The sequence below is a fragment of the Gelidibacter mesophilus DSM 14095 genome (assembly GCF_000423005.1).
Lineage (GTDB): Bacteria > Bacteroidota > Bacteroidia > Flavobacteriales > Flavobacteriaceae > Gelidibacter > Gelidibacter mesophilus.
This window is the reverse complement of sequence record NZ_AUHD01000008.1, coordinates 206,889-228,268: the sequence shown is the minus strand read 5'-3', so window position 1 is coordinate 228,268 and position 21,380 is coordinate 206,889. Positions and strand designations below refer to the sequence as shown.

20 protein-coding genes and 1 tRNA gene are annotated in these 21,380 nt (G+C 35.6%); 14 read left to right on the top strand and 7 right to left on the bottom strand.

What is annotated here, in order from left to right; translation table 11 throughout:
* Positions 1-29: 29 nt before the first annotated feature.
* Both G525_RS0111320 and G525_RS20780 read right to left on the bottom strand, forming a co-directional pair.
* On the bottom strand, positions 30-1,943 hold the full coding sequence (locus tag G525_RS0111320; RefSeq protein ID WP_027126282.1) for a cation:proton antiporter: 1,914 nt from the start codon (positions 1,941-1,943) through the stop codon (positions 30-32).
* Between the two features lie 126 nt (positions 1,944-2,069).
* Positions 2,070-2,384 (bottom strand): DUF202 domain-containing protein, encoded by a 315-nt coding sequence (locus tag G525_RS20780; protein WP_035479529.1) that lies wholly within the window; start codon positions 2,382-2,384, stop codon positions 2,070-2,072.
* Positions 2,385-2,587: 203 nt separating this feature from the next.
* Between G525_RS20780 and G525_RS0111310 the strand changes: the two genes are divergently transcribed.
* From G525_RS0111310 to G525_RS0111285, 6 genes are all read left to right on the top strand, one after another.
* A complete protein-coding gene (locus G525_RS0111310; RefSeq protein WP_027126281.1) occupies positions 2,588-3,451 on the top strand; it encodes an MBL fold metallo-hydrolase in 864 nt (287 codons plus the stop codon).
* A gap of 12 nt (positions 3,452-3,463) precedes the next feature.
* On the top strand, positions 3,464-5,080 hold the full coding sequence (locus G525_RS0111305) for a S8 family peptidase (protein WP_027126280.1): 1,617 nt from the start codon (positions 3,464-3,466) through the stop codon (positions 5,078-5,080).
* 15 nt (positions 5,081-5,095) lie between these two features.
* The gene (locus G525_RS0111300) at positions 5,096-6,988 is read left to right on the top strand and encodes a M1 family metallopeptidase (protein ID WP_027126279.1); all 1,893 of its coding nucleotides are present in this window, start codon (positions 5,096-5,098) and stop codon (positions 6,986-6,988) included.
* A 76-nt stretch (positions 6,989-7,064) separates the two neighbouring features.
* Positions 7,065-7,448, top strand: coding sequence for a ribonuclease P protein component (gene rnpA / locus G525_RS0111295; RefSeq protein WP_027126278.1), 384 nt, complete (start codon positions 7,065-7,067; stop codon positions 7,446-7,448).
* Between the two features lie 18 nt (positions 7,449-7,466).
* Positions 7,467-9,101 carry a S41 family peptidase gene (locus tag G525_RS0111290; RefSeq protein WP_027126277.1) on the top strand — a complete coding sequence of 545 codons (1,635 nt, stop codon included), beginning with the start codon at positions 7,467-7,469 and terminating at the stop codon, positions 9,099-9,101.
* A gap of 70 nt (positions 9,102-9,171) precedes the next feature.
* Positions 9,172-10,005 (top strand): OmpA family protein, encoded by an 834-nt coding sequence (locus G525_RS0111285; RefSeq protein WP_027126276.1) that lies wholly within the window; start codon positions 9,172-9,174, stop codon positions 10,003-10,005.
* Here G525_RS0111285 and G525_RS0111280 read toward each other — a convergent pair.
* The 3 genes from G525_RS0111280 to rpiB form a co-directional block, all read right to left on the bottom strand.
* On the bottom strand, positions 10,002-10,445 hold the full coding sequence (locus G525_RS0111280) for a GNAT family N-acetyltransferase (RefSeq protein WP_027126275.1): 444 nt from the start codon (positions 10,443-10,445) through the stop codon (positions 10,002-10,004). The two genes, G525_RS0111285 and G525_RS0111280, sit on opposite strands and share 4 nt — an antisense overlap.
* A gap of 76 nt (positions 10,446-10,521) precedes the next feature.
* The gene (locus tag G525_RS0111275) at positions 10,522-11,421 is read right to left on the bottom strand and encodes a cation diffusion facilitator family transporter (RefSeq protein WP_027126274.1); all 900 of its coding nucleotides are present in this window, start codon (positions 11,419-11,421) and stop codon (positions 10,522-10,524) included.
* Positions 11,422-11,424: 3 nt separating this feature from the next.
* Positions 11,425-11,859 carry a ribose 5-phosphate isomerase B gene (gene rpiB, locus G525_RS0111270; protein WP_027126273.1) on the bottom strand — a complete coding sequence of 145 codons (435 nt, stop codon included), beginning with the start codon at positions 11,857-11,859 and terminating at the stop codon, positions 11,425-11,427.
* An 885-nt stretch (positions 11,860-12,744) separates the two neighbouring features.
* Here rpiB and G525_RS0111265 point away from each other — a divergent pair.
* The 5 genes from G525_RS0111265 (at position 12,745) to G525_RS0111245 (ending at position 17,548) form a co-directional block, all read left to right on the top strand.
* Complete coding sequence (locus tag G525_RS0111265; RefSeq protein ID WP_027126272.1) at positions 12,745-14,979, top strand: ribonuclease R family protein; 2,235 nt, start codon at positions 12,745-12,747, stop codon at positions 14,977-14,979.
* A gap of 40 nt (positions 14,980-15,019) precedes the next feature.
* A complete protein-coding gene (locus G525_RS0111260; protein WP_027126271.1) occupies positions 15,020-15,316 on the top strand; it encodes a YbjQ family protein in 297 nt (98 codons plus the stop codon).
* Positions 15,317-15,421: 105 nt separating this feature from the next.
* Complete coding sequence (locus G525_RS0111255; RefSeq protein ID WP_027126270.1) at positions 15,422-16,096, top strand: head GIN domain-containing protein; 675 nt, start codon at positions 15,422-15,424, stop codon at positions 16,094-16,096.
* A 128-nt stretch (positions 16,097-16,224) separates the two neighbouring features.
* Positions 16,225-16,905, top strand: coding sequence for a LysE family translocator (locus G525_RS0111250; protein ID WP_027126269.1), 681 nt, complete (start codon positions 16,225-16,227; stop codon positions 16,903-16,905).
* Between the two features lie 169 nt (positions 16,906-17,074).
* Positions 17,075-17,548 (top strand): hypothetical protein, encoded by a 474-nt coding sequence (locus G525_RS0111245; RefSeq protein WP_157491925.1) that lies wholly within the window; start codon positions 17,075-17,077, stop codon positions 17,546-17,548.
* Positions 17,549-17,948: 400 nt separating this feature from the next.
* On the opposite strand, the gene G525_RS0111240 is transcribed toward G525_RS0111245, so the two are convergent.
* Together G525_RS0111240 and folB are read right to left on the bottom strand one after the other, a co-directional pair.
* A tRNA-Cys gene (locus G525_RS0111240) sits at positions 17,949-18,019 on the bottom strand.
* A gap of 51 nt (positions 18,020-18,070) precedes the next feature.
* The gene (gene folB, locus G525_RS0111235; RefSeq protein WP_027126267.1) at positions 18,071-18,433 is read right to left on the bottom strand and encodes a dihydroneopterin aldolase; all 363 of its coding nucleotides are present in this window, start codon (positions 18,431-18,433) and stop codon (positions 18,071-18,073) included.
* A 121-nt stretch (positions 18,434-18,554) separates the two neighbouring features.
* Between folB and G525_RS0111230 the strand changes: the two genes are divergently transcribed.
* The 3 genes from G525_RS0111230 to G525_RS21750 are packed head-to-tail and all read left to right on the top strand — an operon-like array spanning position 18,555 to position 21,151.
* Positions 18,555-20,564, top strand: a complete 2,010-nt coding sequence (locus tag G525_RS0111230; RefSeq protein WP_027126266.1) for a glutamine--tRNA ligase/YqeY domain fusion protein — start codon at positions 18,555-18,557, stop codon at positions 20,562-20,564.
* Positions 20,565-20,599: 35 nt separating this feature from the next.
* Positions 20,600-20,914 carry a TPM domain-containing protein gene (locus G525_RS20775; RefSeq protein WP_027126265.1) on the top strand — a complete coding sequence of 105 codons (315 nt, stop codon included), beginning with the start codon at positions 20,600-20,602 and terminating at the stop codon, positions 20,912-20,914.
* A 54-nt stretch (positions 20,915-20,968) separates the two neighbouring features.
* Entirely contained in the window at positions 20,969-21,151 is a 183-nt protein-coding gene (locus tag G525_RS21750; RefSeq protein WP_027126264.1) for a hypothetical protein, read from the top strand.
* Positions 21,152-21,380 lie beyond the last annotated feature (229 nt).

Here is a 21,380-nt window from a genome sequence, read left to right as displayed (position 1 = left end):
ACGGAGCTTACCATCTCTCAAAGCAGGACTTAACTTTCGTCGTTAGTCCCTTTTTCATTGACTTTTTCTTTTTCCTTTTCTTTTTCTTTAGATGTCGTCTCTTCTTTTTTAATTTTCTCAACATCATATGGTTTTCCTAAGTAAACCAATTTCCAACCTTCTGTAAATTTCTCGTCGTCTATATTAACATCTGAGATAATGTGCAATACCTCAGCTTCGTCCTTTAAAAACATCGGAATAATATCATCATCCTTACCACTTAACTCAATCAGATTTTGGTAATGCTCCTTATCTTTTATGTCTATTTCATGAATGGCAGGATATCTTCTGGTAGTTTCAGTCAATGAAATAAAATCATCGGTTTGGATAAAAATATGCTCTTTTGGTACATAATTCGGGTCACTTAATTCGTCTGGAGTGATCAATCTAAAGACCCCATTCTCGCCAAATTCCTTCCCAAATCTGTTAATGGCAAATTGGTTGATGTCGGTATTTCCTGTCAATGCAATAATATAGCCAATATCATTCAACTCAATATTATCTTCTAACGACGCTTCATAAATATTAGAAGTAATAGCTTCAAGCCCCAATTCTTTGGCTCTCATAACATTGTTGTAATTATTATCAATAAGCACCACACGTCGACCATTTTGTTGCAAATAATTTCCAATAAGACGGGATGATTTTGAAGCGCCAACAATTATAATACCGTTTGCCTTTTTTAGAAAAACACCTAAAAATTGTGCAATATATCGGGCGGTAGTTGCATTTAGCAAAACGGTTCCCAACACAATCATAAATACCAACGGAGTTATAAAATTAGCATCTGGTACACCATTTTTTGCCAATTTTAAACCGAATAACGAAGCGATTCCCGCGGCCACAATACCTCTTGGTCCAACCCAACTTATAAAAAACTTTTCATTAAGTTTTAATGACGAATTACGAGTGCTCAAGAAAACACCAATTGGTCTTAACACAAAAACCACTATGGCAAAAAGCACGACCATATTCCAATTAAACACCAACATTAAATCTTCCATATTAATGTTTGCGGCGAGTAAGATAAATAAGATGGAAACCAGCAAAATACTCAGGGACTCCTTAAAGTATAATAATTCCTTTAGGTAAGGCGAATTGGAATTTCCCAAAACCATACCCATTACCACAACGGCCAATAGACCGGATTCATGGGCAAAAACATCAGCCAGAACAAACACTCCCAACACACTTGCCAAGGCAAACACATTGAGCAAATAATGCGGAATCAAACGCTTGTTCATGATAAAATTGAGACCGTGTGCAAAGGCAAATCCAAAAGTACTACCAAATAATACAATCTTTCCAAATTCAATAAATGCTGTTTTTGTATAGGCGCCACCAACATCCACGCTGATAAATTCAAATACTAATACAGCTACTAAAGCACCTATAGGGTCTATAAGTATGCCTTCCCATCTTAATACGGCAGAAACATCCTGCTTTAAAGGAATATGTCGCAAAATAGGAGTGATGACTGTTGGTCCGGTCACAATGATTAATGCCGAAAACAAAAAAGACATTTCCCAACTTAGATAAAAAATATAATGCGCCGCAACTGCCGCTCCAAAAAAGGTGACAAGAGAACCAACGGTTATCAATTTTGTAATAACTGGGCCAACATTTTTTATTTCCTTGACCCGTAAGGTCAATCCGCCTTCAAATAGAATAATACTGATGGCAAGCGACACAAAATAGAAAAGACTTTCTCCAGGAAAAAGTCCTTTTTCGCCGTTATATATAGGTTGAATCCATTTTGTACCGTCACTTGAAAGATATTCTGCGGCAAATGGCCCTACTAAAAGACCTATTAGGATTAAAGGCAAAATAGCTGGAATTTTAAATTTCCAAGCCACCCATTGCGCTAAAATTCCTAAAATGACAATTCCCGATAACTCTACCATATAATTTTTTTATCTGCGGAAAGATAGTAAAGTTATTTTTTTTGCCTTTATCAAACCTAAATAAATAACATAAATATAAGATTATGCGCATAAGTCCTTAGGGAAGGGCGTGACATTTTATTCCTATTATTTATTCTTTTCTTTTAATTCAGAATTGTAATAGAGATTCTTTAAGCTCTTTTTTAACAACGTAAATCTATAAATGCCTATAATGAAGAAAATGGCACTAAAGACTAATGACAAAATTGCTAAATACTTAAAATCTGGAAAGTTTTTGAGTTGAAAAAAGGCAATACCACCCAAAAGTAAATATAGCGAAGATCTGATATAAGACAAAAGAGTGCGCTCATTTGCCAACCGGGTCCGTTCAATGGCAAGGTAATCTCTCAAAATCACTTCCTGATCTGGTTTAAAATCACGTCCAAACTTCAAAAGTTTCATGTTTTTAAGTCGCAACGGCGCAGGAACTATTCTTCTCATTTATCTTTTTTATAAAATTAGAATAAAATTTAGTGGTTTCAAATTATCTAAGGGATTAGTTGGATGTTCTAAATGTTAAAAAACAGCCAATATCATTACACAAATCGGCCAAACTTTAAGTGTTTTAGTAATTTGCGACTTTAATAAAGTCTAAAGTCACAATTATGCAACTATATCCTATTGAATCTGGAAATTTCAAACTCGATGGTGGTGCAATGTTTGGTGTCGTCCCAAAATCCCTTTGGCAACGAACCAATCCTGCGGATGCCAATAACATGATTGATATTGCAGCACGTTGTTTGTTGATTGAAGATGGAAATCGTCTAATTTTGATTGACACCGGAATGGGGGACAAGCAAAATGATAAATTTTTTGGGTATTATTATCTATGGGGAAATAATTCCATAGATAACTCTTTAAAAAAATATGGGTTTCATCGTGATGATATAACGGATGTATTTATGACCCATCTCCATTTTGACCATTGTGGGGGCAGTATTCAATGGAACAAAGATAAAACGGGATATGAACCTGCATTTAAAAATGCAAATTACTGGAGCAATTCCGAGCATTGGCAATGGGCAACCCAACCCAACAATCGTGAGAAAGCTTCTTTTTTGAAAGAAAACATCCTGCCGATGGAAGAAAGTGGACAGCTTAAGTTTACCTCACTTCCTCAAAATAGACTTTTAGAAAATTCTGAATTGGGCTTTGATATATTTTTTGCAGACGGCCATACGGATAAGCAAATGATTCCACTCCTTAACTATAAAGATAAAACCATAGCTTTTATGGCGGATTTATTGCCAACTGTGGGGCATTTACCTTTGCCTTTTGTTATGGGCTATGATACCAGACCTTTGTTGACCTTAGATGAAAAAGAACTGTTTCTGAACACCGCGGCAGACAAAAATTATTTTCTGTTTTTAGAGCACGATGCCCATAACCAGATTATTACAGTAAAACACACGGATAAAGGTGTGCGTTTAGATCAAACCTTTTCTTCAGAAGACATTTTTACAAACTAATTTATTGATTATATGAAATTTTTTAAATCATTCGCTATTGCTGCCTTTGCAGCAACTACCCTTTTTAATTGTGGTTCCACTTCTAGTGTGATTTCTACACCTATAGAAAACATTGATACTTTACCGTTAAAAACTGCTGAATTGACCTCAGCTGAAAAACAACATTGGGGCCATTTAGATCTTAAAAATGATACCATACCTGGCATGAGTGTTGACCGGGCCTACGACGAAATCATCAAAAACAAAAAAGGCAGCACCGTCATTGTGGCGGTTATCGATTCAGGAATTGACATTGATCACGAAGATCTACAAGGCGCAATTTGGACGAATACAAAAGAAATTCCGGGCAATGGTATCGATGATGACAACAATGGTTATGTTGATGATGTGCACGGCTGGAATTTTCTTGGCGATGGCTACGACGAGCAATTGGAATACGTACGGCTATTGGCAAGCGGCAATACGTCTCATTCTAGATATGCTGAAGCAAAAGCTGAGCACCAATCTGAATACGATAAATATGTTGGGATAAAATCCAATTATGAGCAGTTTTTACAACAAATCAAAAATGCAGATGATGCCTTGAAAAAGGAAACCAAAAAAGAGAATTATACTAAGGAGGACGTGGAAGCCATCAGCACCAGCAATCAAATCTTACAACAATATATCGCTGTGGCAAAATACGTATACACCATGGATTTTGAGAGTCTTAAAGAGGCTACAAAAGAAATCAGCGAAGGTTTAGTAGACATTACAGACCGTCTCAATTATAACCTCAACATTAATTTTAAAGGTCGTAAAACAGGTGATAATCCTGACGACATGGTAGAGAAATTTTATGGCAACAACAACGTTAAACCGGTAAAACCCTCTGAAAGCCACGGTACGCACGTTGCAGGAATTATTGCTGCTGTAAGAAACAATGGGAAAGGTGCCAACGGTGTGGCAAACAATGTAAAAATTATGAGCGTAAGAGCTGTTCCAAATGGTGATGAATATGATAAGGATGTAGCATTGGGCATTAGATATGCTGCTGACAATGGCGCCAAGGTCATCAATACAAGTTTTGGTAAGTACTACTCACCCCATAGTGATTGGGTAAGAGATGCCATTGCATATGCTGCTTCAAAAGATGTGTTGATTGTTAATGCTGCCGGAAATGAAGGTACTGATCTTGATACTAAAGATGTCTATCCTAACGATGCTATTGGCACTGGGGCTGAAGTTTCAGATAATTTTATAAGCGTAGGCTCATTAGATTCTAAATATGGTTCAGGAATGGTCTCCAGCTTTTCAAACTACGGAAAAATAAACGTTGATATTTTTGCTCCAGGTGGAGACATTTATTCCACATACCCTGATAATACCTATAAGAGCATTGGAGGCACATCTATGGCATCTCCAGCTGTGGCGGGAGTTGCGGCATTAATTCGTTCCTATTATCCAAAATTGACCGCGCCACAGGTTAAAAAGATTATTCTGGATTCTGGCTTGGCACTCACCACTAAAGTTATTGTTGGTGGCGAATCCTCCAACGTAAAACCATTCAGCGATCTCTCAAAATCGCAAAAAATTACCAACGCTTACAACGCAATGATCTTAGCCGATCAAACCGCAAAAAACCTCTAATTAAATTCTTTTAAAATGAAATATCCCTTCGCTTTAGGTCTTAGTTTACTTATGTTAATGCCACAAACTAAGGGGCATTCTCAAAACGAGACGCCTCCATCTTCCAATCCGCATTATTGGCAACAACATGTAGATTATACGATGACCATTGATATGGATGTTAAAACCTATAAATATACGGGGACTCAAAAATTGGTCTATACCAATAATTCTCCTGATGTTTTGAACAGAGTGTTTTACCATTTACAGCCCAATGCCTTTCAACCAGATAGTGAAATGGATGCCAGGTTAAAAAGTATTCCTGATCCTGATGGACGTATGGTCAATAATTTAGGTACCAAGGCAGATCCTGTGTATGAAAGTAGAATCAGTAAGTTGAGCCCTGATGAAATTGGATATATCAACGTGAGTTCTTTGACTCAAGATGGCAAAAAAGTCAATCATGAAACGCAAGGCACTATTTTGATTGTTACCTTGGATAAACCGATCCAACCCGGACAAAAAACCACTTTTGATATGGTTTTTAATGCCCAAGTGCCGGTGCAAATCCGTCGTTCTGGTAGAAACAATAAAGAAGGTGTGGCACTGTCCATGGCGCAATGGTATCCAAAATTGGCCGAATATGACGATGAAGGTTGGCATGCAGATCCTTATATCGCCAGAGAATTTTATGGTGTTTGGGGCAATTTTGATGTCAAAATTACCATCGATAAAGAATACACCATTGGTGGCACAGGTTATCTTCAAAACCCTAATGAAATAGGTCATGGTTACGAAACAGGGACTGTTAAAAAGCAGAAAGGAAAGACCTTGACCTGGCATTTTAAAGCACCAAATGTCCATGATTTTACTTGGGCTGCAGATCCAAATTATATTCATGATACCCTTCAGATTGAAAATGGACCAATGTTGCATTTTTTATACAAAAATTCAATGCCAGCCGTTAATTTGGAAAATTGGAAAAAATTACAGCCAATAACAGAGCAATTAATGAAATATTTTAGTAGCCATGTTGGCGACTATCCATATGATCAATATTCTGTTATTCAAGGTGGTGATGGCGGTATGGAATATGGCATGTGTACACTCATTGTTGGTGAAGGCACGATCAATGGTTTGATAAGTGTGACGGCACATGAACTGGCACACAGTTGGTTCCAGTTTGTTTTGGCCAGTAATGAGAATAAACATTCATGGATGGATGAAGGATTTACCAGCTATATTCAAGATAGAGCATTGGATGCTATTAGTGGCACCAATAGTGAGAATCCATTCAGTGGTTCCTACCGTTCCTATATTTCTTTGGCCAATTCCGATCGCGAACAACCACAAAGTACCCATTCTGATCGTTATGCTTACAATCGTGCGTTTTCTATAGCGTCTTACAGTAAAGGCACTTTGTTCCTATCACAATTGGGCTATATCATGGGGGAAGAAAATCTTGATAAAACTTTAAAACGCTACTTTAAAGAATGGGCTTTTAAACATCCAAAACCAATGGATTTTATTAGAATTGCTGAAAAAGTTTCAGGACTCGAGTTGGATTGGTATTTAACCGATTGGACGCAAACCACAAATACCATTGATTATGCAGTTAAAGAGGTCAGCGATGAAAGTAATAAAACAACAATTATGCTTGAGCGGATAGGTTTAATGCCAATGCCTTTAGAACTTGAGATAAGCTATGCAGATGGTAGCACATCAGCATATCATATCCCGTTAAGAATGACCAGAGGATCTAAACCAGTGCCAAATACAACAACCGTTTTATCTAATTGGGCCTGGGCCTATCCAACCTATACTTTTGACATTGAAAAACCAAAAAGTGACATTACATCCATCACTATTGATCCTAGAGGGTTTATGGCAGATGTTAACAGAAAAAACAACGTTCTTAAAGTTAATTAACTGAAGACTTAATTTATAGAAAACCGCTTGATTCAGGCGGTTTTTTTATTCTGTAAAGTAGTACCTTTGGAACCCTATGGATCAGTCGTATAAAAAAATAGAAAAGCTAAAAAGCCAGAAACTCATTGAGAAACTTTTTTCTGAAGGGAATTCTGTGGTGGCCTATCCATTGCGATTGGTATATTTGCAGACCAGTTTTGAAGACCCTGTTCAAATAAAAACGGGGGTTTCAGTAAGCAAACGCAATTTCAAAAAAGCGGTGCATAGAAACCGAATAAAACGCTTAATGAGAGAGGCTTACCGACTCAATAAATCGAGATATTTTAACAACAGTCCTGAACAATATGCGTTTATGATTTTGTACATTGGTAAGACTCAAACCGATTTCGAAACTATTTCGAAAAAAATGAATACTTTAATGGCCGCTTTTTTAAAACAACAATCCCTACCTAAACCCTAAACTTTTGAAATTAAGATTATGAAAAAGTTATTGACTAAAAGAATAGTACTTCCTGTTTTTATAGGTGTATTATTTATAACCGGATCCGCGTTTAAAAATGATTTTTTCGAAATAGCTAAGCAAATCGAAATATTTACCACCTTTTTTAAGGAGGTAAATATGAATTATGTTGATGAGACAAATCCAGCAGAGTTAATGGATACTGCCATCAAAAGTATGCTTCTCGATTTAGATCCTTACACCAACTTTTACAACGAACAGGATGTGGAAGCATCTAGAATTAACAACACGGGAGATTATACCGGTATTGGGGCAAGTGTATTGACCTTAAAGGATAAACTGGTGATCATTGAGCCTTATAAGGATTTTCCTGCAGATAAAGCCGGTTTAAAGGCCGGAGATGAAATTATAAAAGTAGATAACACTGTCGTGGCCGATTTCAACGATGATGCCGGCAATCTCTTACAAGGTACCGCCGGAACTACTGTAGATGTCACTTATCTCCGCCAAGGAAAAACCGAAACAGCAACCATTAAACGTGAAGCCGTAGAAATACATGCGGTGCCTCATTTTTCAATGATTGATGATAAAACTGGATACGTCGTGTTGCGTAAATTCAACGAAAAAGCATCTTCAGAAACTATTAACGCTGTAAGAGCTTTGAAAACTTCAGGTGCTAAACAAATCATTTTAGACCTTCGTGGCAATTTGGGAGGTCTACTTAATGAAGCCGTAAATGTGACCAATATTTTCATACCAAAAAATCAATTGGTGGTGACTACAAAATCAAAGGTCGAAAAATATAATAAGACCTATTACACCCAAAAAGAACCCATTGATACCGAAATTCCTGTAGTGGTTCTCATTGATGGAAGAAGTGCTTCCGCTAGTGAAATTGTTGCAGGAGCCTTACAGGACTTGGATAGAGCTGTGGTTGTTGGGGCGAGAAGTTTTGGAAAAGGTTTGGTACAGCGTCCAAAATCATTGGTATATGGCACTCAATTAAAAATTACCATCTCACGTTATTACACCCCTTCAGGACGCTGTATCCAATCTTTGGACTATTGGAATAGAGATGAATTTGGCAAGGCTACACGCGTGAAAAAAGAGAATTATAACGCCTTTAAAACAAAACGCGGCAGGACTGTTTTTGATGGTGGTGGGGTTCAGCCAGATGTAGAACTTGGCATCACTAAACTAAGTCCTATAACGAGCGCCATTGTCAATGATAATTTAATCTTCGATTTTGCTACAGAGTATTACTATTCGCATCAGGTGACCGATTTAAATAGTTTTGAATTCACTGATGCCGATTTCAAGGAATTTAAAAACTTTTTAAAAGAGAACAACTTCACCTTTGAAACAAAGACTGAAAAAGCATTTGATGATGCGCTCATAGTAGCGAAAGAGGAAGCTTTAAATGAGGTCATTGATCCTGAATATACGCATTTATTAACAGCATTAAATACTTATAAAACAAAAGCAATTGATGATAACAAAACCCAGCTGATGGGCTTATTGGCAGAAGAAATTGTAAAGCGTTATTTCTACAGGGAAGGGATGTATTCCTATTACATTTCTCACAATACCGAAATTAAAAAAGGCACAGAAATACTTAAAAGTCCGTTGACTTATCTCGGTTACCTTCAATAATTTCCATACATCGATAAGAAAATGGGATTCTTGAAATTTTAGTTATATTTAATCATTCAAGTGATTAAGTATGAACAAAATCTTCTTCCTAGGGTTTCTTTTTTCCCAAATAATTTGGTCTCAGGTAGAATTAAAACACGAGGTATTTTTCAAAACTGATGCCTATGATGTTTCTGATAGTGAACACAGTAGACTCTTAATTTTTCTATCCGAAATTGAAACTCTTGACATCGAAAAAGTTTCCATTTATGGATTTACGGATGATCGGGGTAGCGCCGAATATAACCTAGCGCTCTCACAAAATAGAGCCAATAGCATTAAAGCCATTTTTTCAAATAATGAGTTTGATGAATCCATCATCACCAATGTAGACGGTAAAGGAAAAATTTTGCTAAAACTCATCAAAGAAGAAGACGTTAGCGAAATAAGAAGTTTAAACCGAAAAGTGGAAATTATTGTCACTCCGTTTTTCCCACCAAGACCTGAAGTGGTCACTGAAACCAAAACAGCCAGTGAAACTTTAGCAGGCGATATTAAGATTGGTGATTATATTCTATTAGACAACATTCTCTTTAAAACAGGCTACAGCTATCTACTTCCTGAATCCACAAAAACATTGGAAGAAATTTCCAAAGTATTGCTGGAAAGAAAGGATATCTATTTTACCATTCAAGGCCATGTTTGTTGCACTCAAAATAGTAGGGATGCCATTGACAGAAAAACTAAAAAACGAAATTTATCCTTGGCAAGAGCGCAATATATTTATAAGTATTTAGCCAAAAAAGGAGTAGATCCCAAACGCATGAAATATGTGGGGATGCGACGTAAATTTCCGTTGGGCGGAGAAGCGAAATATGACCGACGTGTAGAAATTTTGGTCACTTATGTAAATGAGGCCAATTAATCCTTGAGCATAGCAATATGTGGAATACCATCTTCTAAATATTCCTCCCCAATTTCCCTAAATTCCAATGAATTATAGAAATGTTTCAAATAGGTTTGGGCAGAAATTTTAATTTTTGTTTCGTTATAATGTACCCTAATGGCAGTTATGGAAGCTTTCATAATATGATGGCCGTATTTTAAATGACGCGCACTATCTCTAACCAAAACTCTTCCAATACTAGCGTATTCAAAGTAATCGTTTGGTTTAAAAAGCCGTGTGTAGGCAACTAATTTGTCGTCTTTCAAACCCATAACGTGCAACGCATTCTGATCCTTATAATCGATATCCTGATAGACACAATTTTGTTCCACCACAAAAATTTCACTTCGCAATTGTAAAATGGCGTACAATTCTTCAATGGTAAGTTCCTTAAACGTCTTTGTTGTAATATTTAGCATTCTTAAAATCTTATTTTCTTACCAATTCAGCATTACTTTTAGTGTTCTCAAACATCAACATAAAATATTTTTAAAACTAATCTTGAACAATTATTTGTTTAGGATCTTCTTTATTAAATTCTGGTTGTATATTAACGTGATTAATTTCAAATTGTTGATGCAATAAGGTTTCGATATCATGTAAAATCAAATCAAATTCAGAGAGACTAATATCTTCCTTAAATTCCAAATGGGCCTCCAAATGCAGTTCCTCATCGTTTAAACACCAAATATGTACATGGTGCAGCCTATTTACTTTTGGCAGTTGATGGACAGCCCTCACCACGTCTTTGATATCAATATGATCTGGTGTAAACAATAGCAACATTTTGGAAGACTTAACCAACAAATCAAATCCAACCCAAATTAAATAGAGCGCAATCAACAATGTCAACACACTATCTACCCAAAACCAGTGGTAAAACTTCATCAACAAGCCCCCAATTAGTACCGCAAAACTGGCCATCATATCGGTAAGGAGATGTAGATATGCGGAACGCATATTCAAATTATTCTTCGCATCATTTTTCAATAAAATAACGCTAAAACCATTTGCCAAGATGGCAATCAATGCCAACCAAATGACTAATGAAGTTTCAATGGGTTGCGGATTATGGAAACGTTTAAAGGCCTCGATAATCAGTAAAATAGCCACAATTACCAATGTAGAGGCATTGATAAATGCTGCTAAAATTTCCGCACGTTTATAACCAAACGTTCTGTGAAAAGAAGCCTTTTGCCGAGATAATTTTGAAGCCACATAACTCACGATAAGCGATATCACATCGCTAAAATTATGGAGTGCATCACTCAATAGCGCTAAACTCCCTGAAATCAAGCCACCCACAACTTGCGCAATTGTAATAAGGATATTCAACAGGATAGAAAGAACTAAGTTTCTATGCTTCTTATTAGAATGTGAGTGATTATCTTCCATGGATTAATGTTCCACCGGAATCTTTTTAATTCGGTCTTCATGGCGACCACCTTCAAAAGCTATATTTAAAAAAGTGTCAACCATTTCAATAACTTGTGGTAAGGCAGTAAAACGGGCTGGAATACTCAAAATATTAGCATTGTTATGTTGTCTTGCCAACGCTACAATTTCTTTTGTCCAGCATAATGCTGAACGAACGCCTTGATGTTTATTGGCGGTCATGTTGGCACCATTCCCACTTCCGCAGATAATAATTCCAAAATCTACAGCCTTATCTTCAACATCTTTTGCTACTGGGTGTACAAAATCAGGATAATCTACACTATCATTAGTGTTTGTTCCATAATTACTCACGGAATATCCTTTCTCTTCTAAATGCTTTTTAATAGCCTCTTTATACTCAGTTCCTGCGTGATCATTACCAATTGAAATTCTCATTTTTGTTGTGTTTTTATCTAATTTTCAGAAGCCAAAGTTACGAAATAATATAGTGAGTCCGCTTGCAAATTAACACGGAATGTAGGGGTTACCGACACATTATCACATCCTATTAGTATAAAATGTTAATATTCATATTGTGCTTATTCTAGAATTAGAAAACAGAAGCCGAACTTTACACAAAACTATAAATACAAGGTTCAATAATGGGCCATAATCAAAATAATTGGGAATTCTATGATATGATGGAACTAAACTAATAACAATATGAAATCAACAACTGCTCATTACTTGTTCATAACTTGTCGTTAAGATTTAAAAGATAAATTTTATAAATCCGATTATTTTTCCCAACCAAAACTTAAATGAAATCACCAAAAAAGTTAGTCGTTTTGTTTGGATAGTTTATCACCATCCAAAAGATACTCTATAAACATAAAAAAGTAATAATGTTATGAGGAATTGGATGTGAAGTAGGGTTGTCAACAGTTGTTCATAACCTCAAAGATAGCATTCAAAATCAGAACGTTTGAATATAATATGCTGTTAACATCATCTTAAGTAAGTCTGATAAGTCACTAATCAAAGTAAAACTCTAAAAAGTTATAACAGCTATTAACAAACCATCATAACCATCATTATTTTTTTAAATTTTAAAAGAAAACTGATAATTATATATATAAATGTGGATAACTGTTTTTAGGCTTCGTTTTAAATTATACAAAAGAAAGAACGCGAGTTTTCTTAAAATTAATACTAAGGTGATAATGATTTAATATATAAACCGTAGTTTTGTAAAAACTTAATTACCAATCTTCTCCTTTAATTAAGTAACGAATAACCGAATTTCGCTAACTTTAGAAATTCAATATGATTACATTATAAATGACAAAAAAAAGAAGAAAGGGATCTTCAAACAAGATCTCTAACCTAACAAATACAATTCTAAGTATTTTAAAAAAAGATAGAAATCAATCCTTTAATTATAAACAAATAGCTGCTAAACTTGAGGTGGATGATGCCTCTAGCAGGAATCAAATCATTAAAAAGCTTCAAGAACTGTTGGCTAAAAAGGAAATTGAAGAAACTGAGCGTGGCAAGTTCAAAGCCATTGTTACTACAGAATATCATACTGGAATTTTAGATATGGCCGCCAGAGGCTCAGGATATATTATTAGCCCTGACTTTGAAGAGGACGTCTATATTTCTTCCAATAAAATAAATAAGGCTCTAAATGGTGATGAGGTAGAATTCTACGTCTATAAACGCCGCAAGCAAGGTAAGTTTGAAGGTGAGATTACAAACATCATTAAACGCGCTAAAAGTGAGTATGTGGGGGTGATTCAAATTCATTCAAATTATGCCTTTGTAGTTGTTAACGGTACAAAGATGTACACGGATATTTTTGTGCCTATAAATAAAATAAATAAAGCTGAGGATGGTGATGTCGTTCTTGTATCTCTAGAAAGTTGGGAAAAGGGCGAAGATTCTCCTAAAGGTGAAGTCTTGAAAGTTTTAGGAAAGCCTGGAGAACATAATACGGAGATCCATGCAATTTTAGCAGAATATGGATTGCCTTATGATTTTCCTCCTGAAGTTGAAGACTATGCCAATTCTTTGGATACTTCCATTAACCAAGATGAAATTGCCAAACGTCGCGACATGCGAAAAGCACTAACGTTTACCATAGATCCAAAAGATGCCAAAGATTTTGATGATGCTTTATCTTTCGAAATTTTGGATAATGGCTTATATGAAATTGGAATTCATATTGCAGATGTGTCCCACTATGTCCAAGAAGGCACTGTTTTGGATGACGAAGCCTATGAACGTGCAACATCTGTTTATTTAGTGGATAGAGTAGTGCCGATGCTTCCAGAGGTGCTGTCAAATAATGCCTGTTCTCTAAGACCAAATGAAGAGAAGTATACCTTTTCTGCAGTGTTTCAGATGAACGATGATGCTGAAATCAAAGATCAATGGTTTGGTAGAACAGTGACCTATAGTGATGCCCGTTTTTCTTATGAAGAAGCTCAAGTTATTATTGAAAACAATACGAAATTTACCACAAAGGCAGATATTTCAGCAATTGATACGCTTATTCCGGAACATATTTCTATTGAAGGAAAAGAATATCATGCCGATAAAAAAGTAGGTTACGCTCTTCTAAAAATGGATGAAATGGCAAAAATTATGCGTGGTAAGCGTATGAAAGATGGGGCCATTTCTTTTGACAAAGTGGAAGTGAAGTTTGATTTGGATGAACAAGCCAATCCTATTGGCGTGTTTTTTAAAACCAGCCAAGATGCCAATAAACTGATTGAAGAATTTATGTTGTTGGCTAACAGGAAAGTTGCAGAATTTATTGGAAAGCAAACACCTAAAAAGACCTTTGTCTATCGTGTGCATGATGAGCCTGATGCTACCAAATTAGCAACACTTCAAGGAGTTGTCTCTAAATTTGGATACAAACTTAATTTTAAGGATCGCAACAGTATTGCATCATCTTTGAACGGATTATTACGTGATGTTCAGGGTAAAAAGGAGCAAAATTTAGTAGATACCTTAACTATTAGAACTATGAGCAAGGCTGAATATACAACAGATAATATTGGTCATTATGGATTGGCTTTTGATTATTATACACATTTTACCTCACCCATCCGACGTTATCCTGATGTCATGGTACATCGTTTATTGCAACATTATCTTGACGGAGGAAAATCAGCCAATGAAGCTATTTACGAAGAAAAATGTAACCATTCCAGTAATATGGAAAATCTGTCTACCAAAGCGGAGCGTGATTCTATAAAATACATGCAGATCAAGTTTATGGAAAACCATAAAAACGAAGAATTTGTGGGTGTTATTTCTGGAGTGACAGATTGGGGAATTTATGTAGAAATTGTTTCCAATAAGTGCGAAGGTATGGTCTCTGTAAGAGATATGAATGATGACCATTATGAATTTGATGAAACGCAATATGCCTTGATAGGTAAAAAAACTGGAGTGAGTTATCAACTTGGGGAAGAAGTGGTGGTTAAGGTTAAAAATACGGATTTAGTTAAAAAACACCTTGATTTTACGCTGATTGGGAAACCGCAAAGTATTGAATTGTAATCTTCTTTTGTGCTTTATAAAATTTAAATTATAATCTATTATGATTCTGACAACGACCAACTCTATTGAGGGTTTTAAAATCTTAGAATATAAAGGCATTGTTTCTGGAATTTCTGTAAATATTCAGAAGATGAAAATGACTTTTAACATGGAAAAATATTATCAGGCCATTGCCGAAAGCATGAGTACGGTTAAAGAACAAGCATTCCAACAATTACAAGATAATGCGAGAAAATTAAATGCAAATGCCATAGTTGGGATTAAGGTAGATATTGAATTAACTACCAGCAATTATGTTACCGTTTCTGCTACAGGAACTGCCGTAACTGTGGCTTAAAATTTAGGTTTAATTAGTATTTAGAATCGTTTAGATCTACGTTCTAAAGCTTAAATTGACGTTGATTTTAATACAATATGAATTAGAAATTTTTAAACAGTAATTATGAAGTTAGCACTCATAATAGCCGCGCTCCTTGTAAGTGTAAATGCGATGGCTCAGGAGAATATTGAGAAGACTATAGGAAATTTTAATGAGCTTAAAGTATATGATTTAATCAATGTTACGTTAATTAAATCCGATGAAAATAAGGCTGTCATCTCTGGACATCAGCCTCATAGTGTTGAATTGATTAATAAGAATGGTACGTTAAAAGTACAAATGCGCCTTGAAGAAAAATTTGATGGTAATAATACCAAGGTCATACTGTATTTTAAGGATATTGACGTCATTGATGTTAATGAAGGTGCTTATGTAACGTCTGTAGACACTTTTCAACAATTCAAAATTGAGTTAAGAGCCCAGGAAGGTGGCATTATAAGAATAGATTTGGATGTTTCTGAAAACAAAGTAAAAGCTGTGACAGGTGGCGAGATTGAAGTGTCAGGAACGGCGGTAAGACAGGATATTTCCATTAATACCGGTGGTATTTTTCAAGGTGAAACTTCTGAATCAGAAGCTACGTACGTTGCAATTAGTGCAGCTGGAGAAGCTATAATTAATGTATCAAAATTAGCAGACATAAAAATAAGGGCCGGAGGAGATGTCTATATTTATGGCAATCCGGAAACTGTTAACGAGAGTAAATTGTTTGGAGGTAGGATTGTACGCATGGATTAACACGTAGTGAACGCAATGATTCTTTGAGTTCAAAGTATTAAATATACCCAAGCCTATGTGACTGTTTTGGGAATGTCAAAGCTCTAGAAAGATAAAAATTTATGTAGCTTTGTTGAAACACAAGTTATATGTTGCACGAAATTCTTTCAGCTATTCCTTTTGGTATAATTCTGGCATTCACAATTGGTCCAGTTTTTTTCGTATTGTTGGAAACCAGTGCTACCAAAGGTTTTAAAAGTGCTCTTATTTTTGATTTAGGGGTCATGTTGGCAGATATCTTATTTATTGCTGTTGCTTTTTTTAGTACCAATAAATTACTCGATAAAATTAAGCACGATCCAAATTTCCTAGTTTTTGGAGGCGTCATTTTAGTAGTTTATGGTATTATTACGTTTACTAAAACTTCCAAATCATTTCGATCGATTGTTAGAGAGTACCATAAAGTGGAAATTCAAAAGAATTATGGAAAGCTATTTTTGAAAGGATTTCTGTTAAATTTCATCAATATTGGGGTGTTGGTAGGTTGGTTGGGTTTTATTATCATTGCCAATTCTTTTACGGAAACAAAAGGAGGCGTGGTTGTTTTTCTTTCAACAATTCTCGTGACTTATTTTATTATTGATCTCTTCAAAATATTGATAGCCAAAAAACTTAAAAATAAGTTGACGCCACGTCGTATTTTTAAAACTAAAAAGATTATTTCTTTGGTCATTTTAGGCTTTGGTATTTTGCTATTATCGCAGGCATTCTTTCCAAAAGAAAAGGAACTTCTTAAAGACCGATTGGAACAGATCAATCCCTTGAATTAATTGAAATTCAGTATTTTTTGATGTAGTGGGGATTGTTATGTTTATTTAAGTAGTATTCTTACCCAAACTTACGATGTTTATTTATTAGTGTTCTCTCAATATTTCAATTAATTTTTCAAAGAATACGCAACCTTTCCCACACATTTCCATCTATAAAGAAATCTATATCATGAAAAATTTGAGTATTCTATTTCTAATTGCGTTCATGTTCGTTGGTTGCGATTCTGATGATGCAAATGAAGAAAGAAGTGATTACCTGATTTTCGGTCATTTCTATGGAATGTGTGGAGGAGAAGAGTGCGTAGAAGTTTTTAAATTGACTGAGAACGAATTATATGAGGATTCTAGTGATGATTATTCCTTAAAAAAGTTCAATTTTTATGAATTGGATCAAGCGACTTATACCCTTGTCAAGGATTTATATCAATTTATACCCGAGCAATTGTTGAAGGAGGAGTCTGATATTTTTGGATGTCCAGATTGTGCTGATGGGGGCGGACTTTTTATCGAATTATCTAAAGATGGAAAACTTTTTAGTTGGAGAATAGACCAATCAAAAGAAAATGTACCGGAATATCTACATGATTTTATGGATAAGGTTAATGAAAAAATAGCCCTCATCAATAGCCAAGTTATTTTTTAAGATAAATACCCTTTGAATTTCAGCCAGCCAAGCCTCTCAGATTTTTAAAATAGGAGAGGTTTTTACATTTCAAATACTAAGATAACCGCGAAGATCCGCTTCATTTATATTCCATTCTATAAATTAGATAAAGATAAACCTCAATTTTCATTATGGTTTTTCTGATGCATCAGTGGATGCGATAACCGTCATGAGAACCGCTGTAGAAGGTTTGTGAGCTTGAACTAATTTTTTACGAAAATTAGCTATAAAAACCCTCAACTTTCGTTAAGGTTTTCTTGAGGCTTCAGTGGATGCGGTAACCATCATGAGAGTACCGCTATAGAAGGTTTGTGAGCTTTAATTAATTTTTTATAAAAATTAGCCATAAAAAAACCCTCAACTTTCGTTAAGGGTTTTGAGGCATCAAGCGGATTCGAACCGCTGTAGAAGGTTTTGCAGACCTCTGCCTAGCCACTCGGCCATGATGCCAAATTTGGAAGTGCAAATGTAAAAAAAATAAAGTTGGTAAGCTATTTAGTTTTATTTATTTCGTCTTTGTGTCATTTTTATCGTGACTTTTTCAACATCTCCACCAATAGGAGGGTTTATTTTACTCACACAAACCGTAGCTTTTTGAACCAAATGGTCTTCATTAAAAATCCGATTTAATATACGTTTCGCAACGGTTTCGAGCAAATAGGAAGGAATTTGCATTTCTTCCTTAATGATACGGTTGAGTAGCACGTAATCTACGGTATCACCCAATTTATCTGACGCTGCAGAAGGTTGTAAATTTGCTTTAATTTTAAGATCAACACGATAATCACTCCCAATCTTAGTTTCTTCCTTTAAACATCCATGATGTGCAAACACACGAATGTTTTCAACTTTTATAATGCCCATAATTCTATTTAGAACCGCAAAAATAAGGCATTTCTAGAACTAAAAAAATCCTTAATTTTGCACAGGAATTCCTATTGCGTATAGCATTTATATATTGAATAGGAAATAATGAATAGCTAGTATGTCAGAAGAAACAAAATCGCTTAATTTTATTGAGCACATTATAGAAGAAGATTTAGCCAAAGGCATGTCTAAAGAGGACCTCCGTTTTAGGTTTCCACCAGAGCCTAATGGGTATTTACATATTGGACATACCAAAGCCATTGGTATTAGTTTTGGTTTGGGAGAAAAATATAATGCCCCGGTGAATCTTCGTTTTGATGATACCAATCCTACCAAGGAAGAACAAGAATATGTGGATGCCATTAAAGAAGATATTTCATGGTTGGGTTATACCTGGGCCAATGAACTCTATTCTTCTGATTATTTTCAGCAGTTGTACGATTGGGCCGTTCAATTGATTAAAGAAGATAAGGCTTATGTTGATTCCCAATCTTCTGAAGAGATGGCGGAACAGAAAGGAACGCCAACCCAACCTGGAGTGGATGGACCTTACCGGAATAGGAGCGTTGAAGAGAATCTTGAACTCTTTCAAAAAATGAAGGATGGCGAATTTGAAGAGGGTTCGCATGTGTTGCGCGCTAAAATTGATATGAAGCATACCAATATGTTGATGCGCGATCCTTTGATGTACCGGATTATGAAGAAACACCACCATAGGACTGGTAACGATTGGTGTATTTACCCAATGTACGATTGGACCCATGGAGAGAGTGATTATATTGAAAGTATTTCCCATAGTTTATGTTCCCTCGAATTTAAGCCTCATAGAGAACTTTATGATTGGTTCTTGGACCAAGTTGTAGATACAGCCAATTTGCGTCCTAAACAACGCGAATTTGCCCGATTAAACCTTAGTTATACCATTATGAGTAAACGTAAGTTGCTTAAATTGGTTGAAGATAAGTTGGTTTCGGGTTGGGATGATCCTAGAATGCCTACAATTTCAGGTTTGCGCCGTCGTGGTTATACACCAAATGCTATTAAGAAATTTGTGGAAACCGTAGGTGTTGCCAAACGTGATAATATTATTGATGTAGCACTTTTAGAGTTTTGCATCCGTGAGGATTTGAATAAGACCGCACCACGGGTGATGGCTGTTTTGGATCCTATAAAATTGGTGATTACCAATTATCCAGAAGAAAAAGAAGAGTGGCTGGAAGCCGAAAATAATCAGGAAGATGCCGATGCAGGATTCCGAAAAGTTCCGTTTTCAAGAGAACTCTATATTGAAAAGGACGATTTTAAAGAGCAGGCAGGCAGCAAATATTTCCGACTCACTTTAGGTCAAGAAGTACGTTTAAAGAATGCCTATATCATTAAAGGCGAAAATGTTGTTAAGGATGCTGCTGGAAATATTACAGAAATTCACTGTACCTATTCAGAAGATACCTCCAAAAAAGTGAAGGGAACCTTACATTGGGTGTCCATTAAACACGCCGTAAAAGTTGAAGTTCGTGTGTATGACCGGTTGTTTATGGATGAATCACCAGATGCACATCCAGAAAAGGATTTTATGGAATTTTTAAATCCAGAATCCTTAAAAATTATAACCGCCTTTGTGGAACCAAGTTTAAAAGATGCTAAAGTTGGTGACCGATTCCAATTTCAACGTTTGGGATATTTTAACGTCGATAAGGATACAACCTCTGAAAAATTAGTTTTTAATAGAACTGTGGGGTTACGTGATTCTTGGACGAAGGCCACTAAAAATACGGGAGCAGGAGCTAAGAATACTGAGCAAATGTCAAAACCGCAAAACAATCAACCACAGCGAAAAGCGATTGATATCATTCAGCAAATTGGTAAGAAATACACCAATCTGCCTGAAGAAAAACAGTTAAAAACCAAAGCTGAAATTCAAGAGCTTGCAAAAAACGTTACCTACGAAGATTTACAGCCGTGGTTCAACACCGCAGCTAAAAAAGTAGGAACGCGTATTGCGACTATGATTGCTCTTGGGGTTTTGTTGGAAAAAGGCTTAGAGAGAAATGAGGATATCAATGCATTTATTGCTTCAGGATTGGAAGATGGCAATGCACTTCTACAAACAGAAGCACAATCCATCTAATAAGTAACCCTTTAAAGAAGCAGTTATTTATTTTATTGGTTGGCTGTTTCGTTTATTTTAATGGTTTTTTACAACATGTCTACCCGCAATTAAATGACATCTGTACGGACAATGCCAATATCATGTCCTACGACCAGCTTTTGGCTTTACGAGAAAAATTAACCAATTTTAAAACGGAAACGTTGCATCAAATCGTTGTGTTGACTATCGCCGATTTAGGCGACGATACGATTGAGAATTATGCATTTCAAGTTTTTGAGCAGAATCAATTGGGACAAGAAGGCGCCGATAACGGCTTATTAATTCAATTTTCAGAAAACGATAGGGAAGTACGTATAGAAGTGGGTTAGGACTTGGAGCCTATCTTTGCAGATGCTATAAGCTCGCGATTGATAAGGAATATCATGATTACTGAATTTAAGGAAGATCGTTGCTTTGAGAGTATTGATTTTGGTGATGAGATTATCAAGATGATCAGCGCTCCAAAATACGTAGAAAAGTTTTCAGCCTCAAGCGATACTTCCAATACCACTTCATATTTAGTGATTTTAGTTTTTCTTGTTGGTGCCTTTTTTAGTATTCCTTAGTATTTTCTTTTTCATTGGGTTTTATCTGTTAAAAAAGGTCTATAGAGATCTTGTTAATGTGTACAGAGTTTTACTTTCGGGACAATAAGCGTGTTATCTTTTCCTTTTATATTTTTAGGCGCTTGTCTTCCCTTACTGTTTGGTCTTGTATTACTATTTTTCCGCTTATTGCATTTTCATTAATAGTTTCGCCATTTGTCCTTAATTTAGATCTTAATAATACGATGCA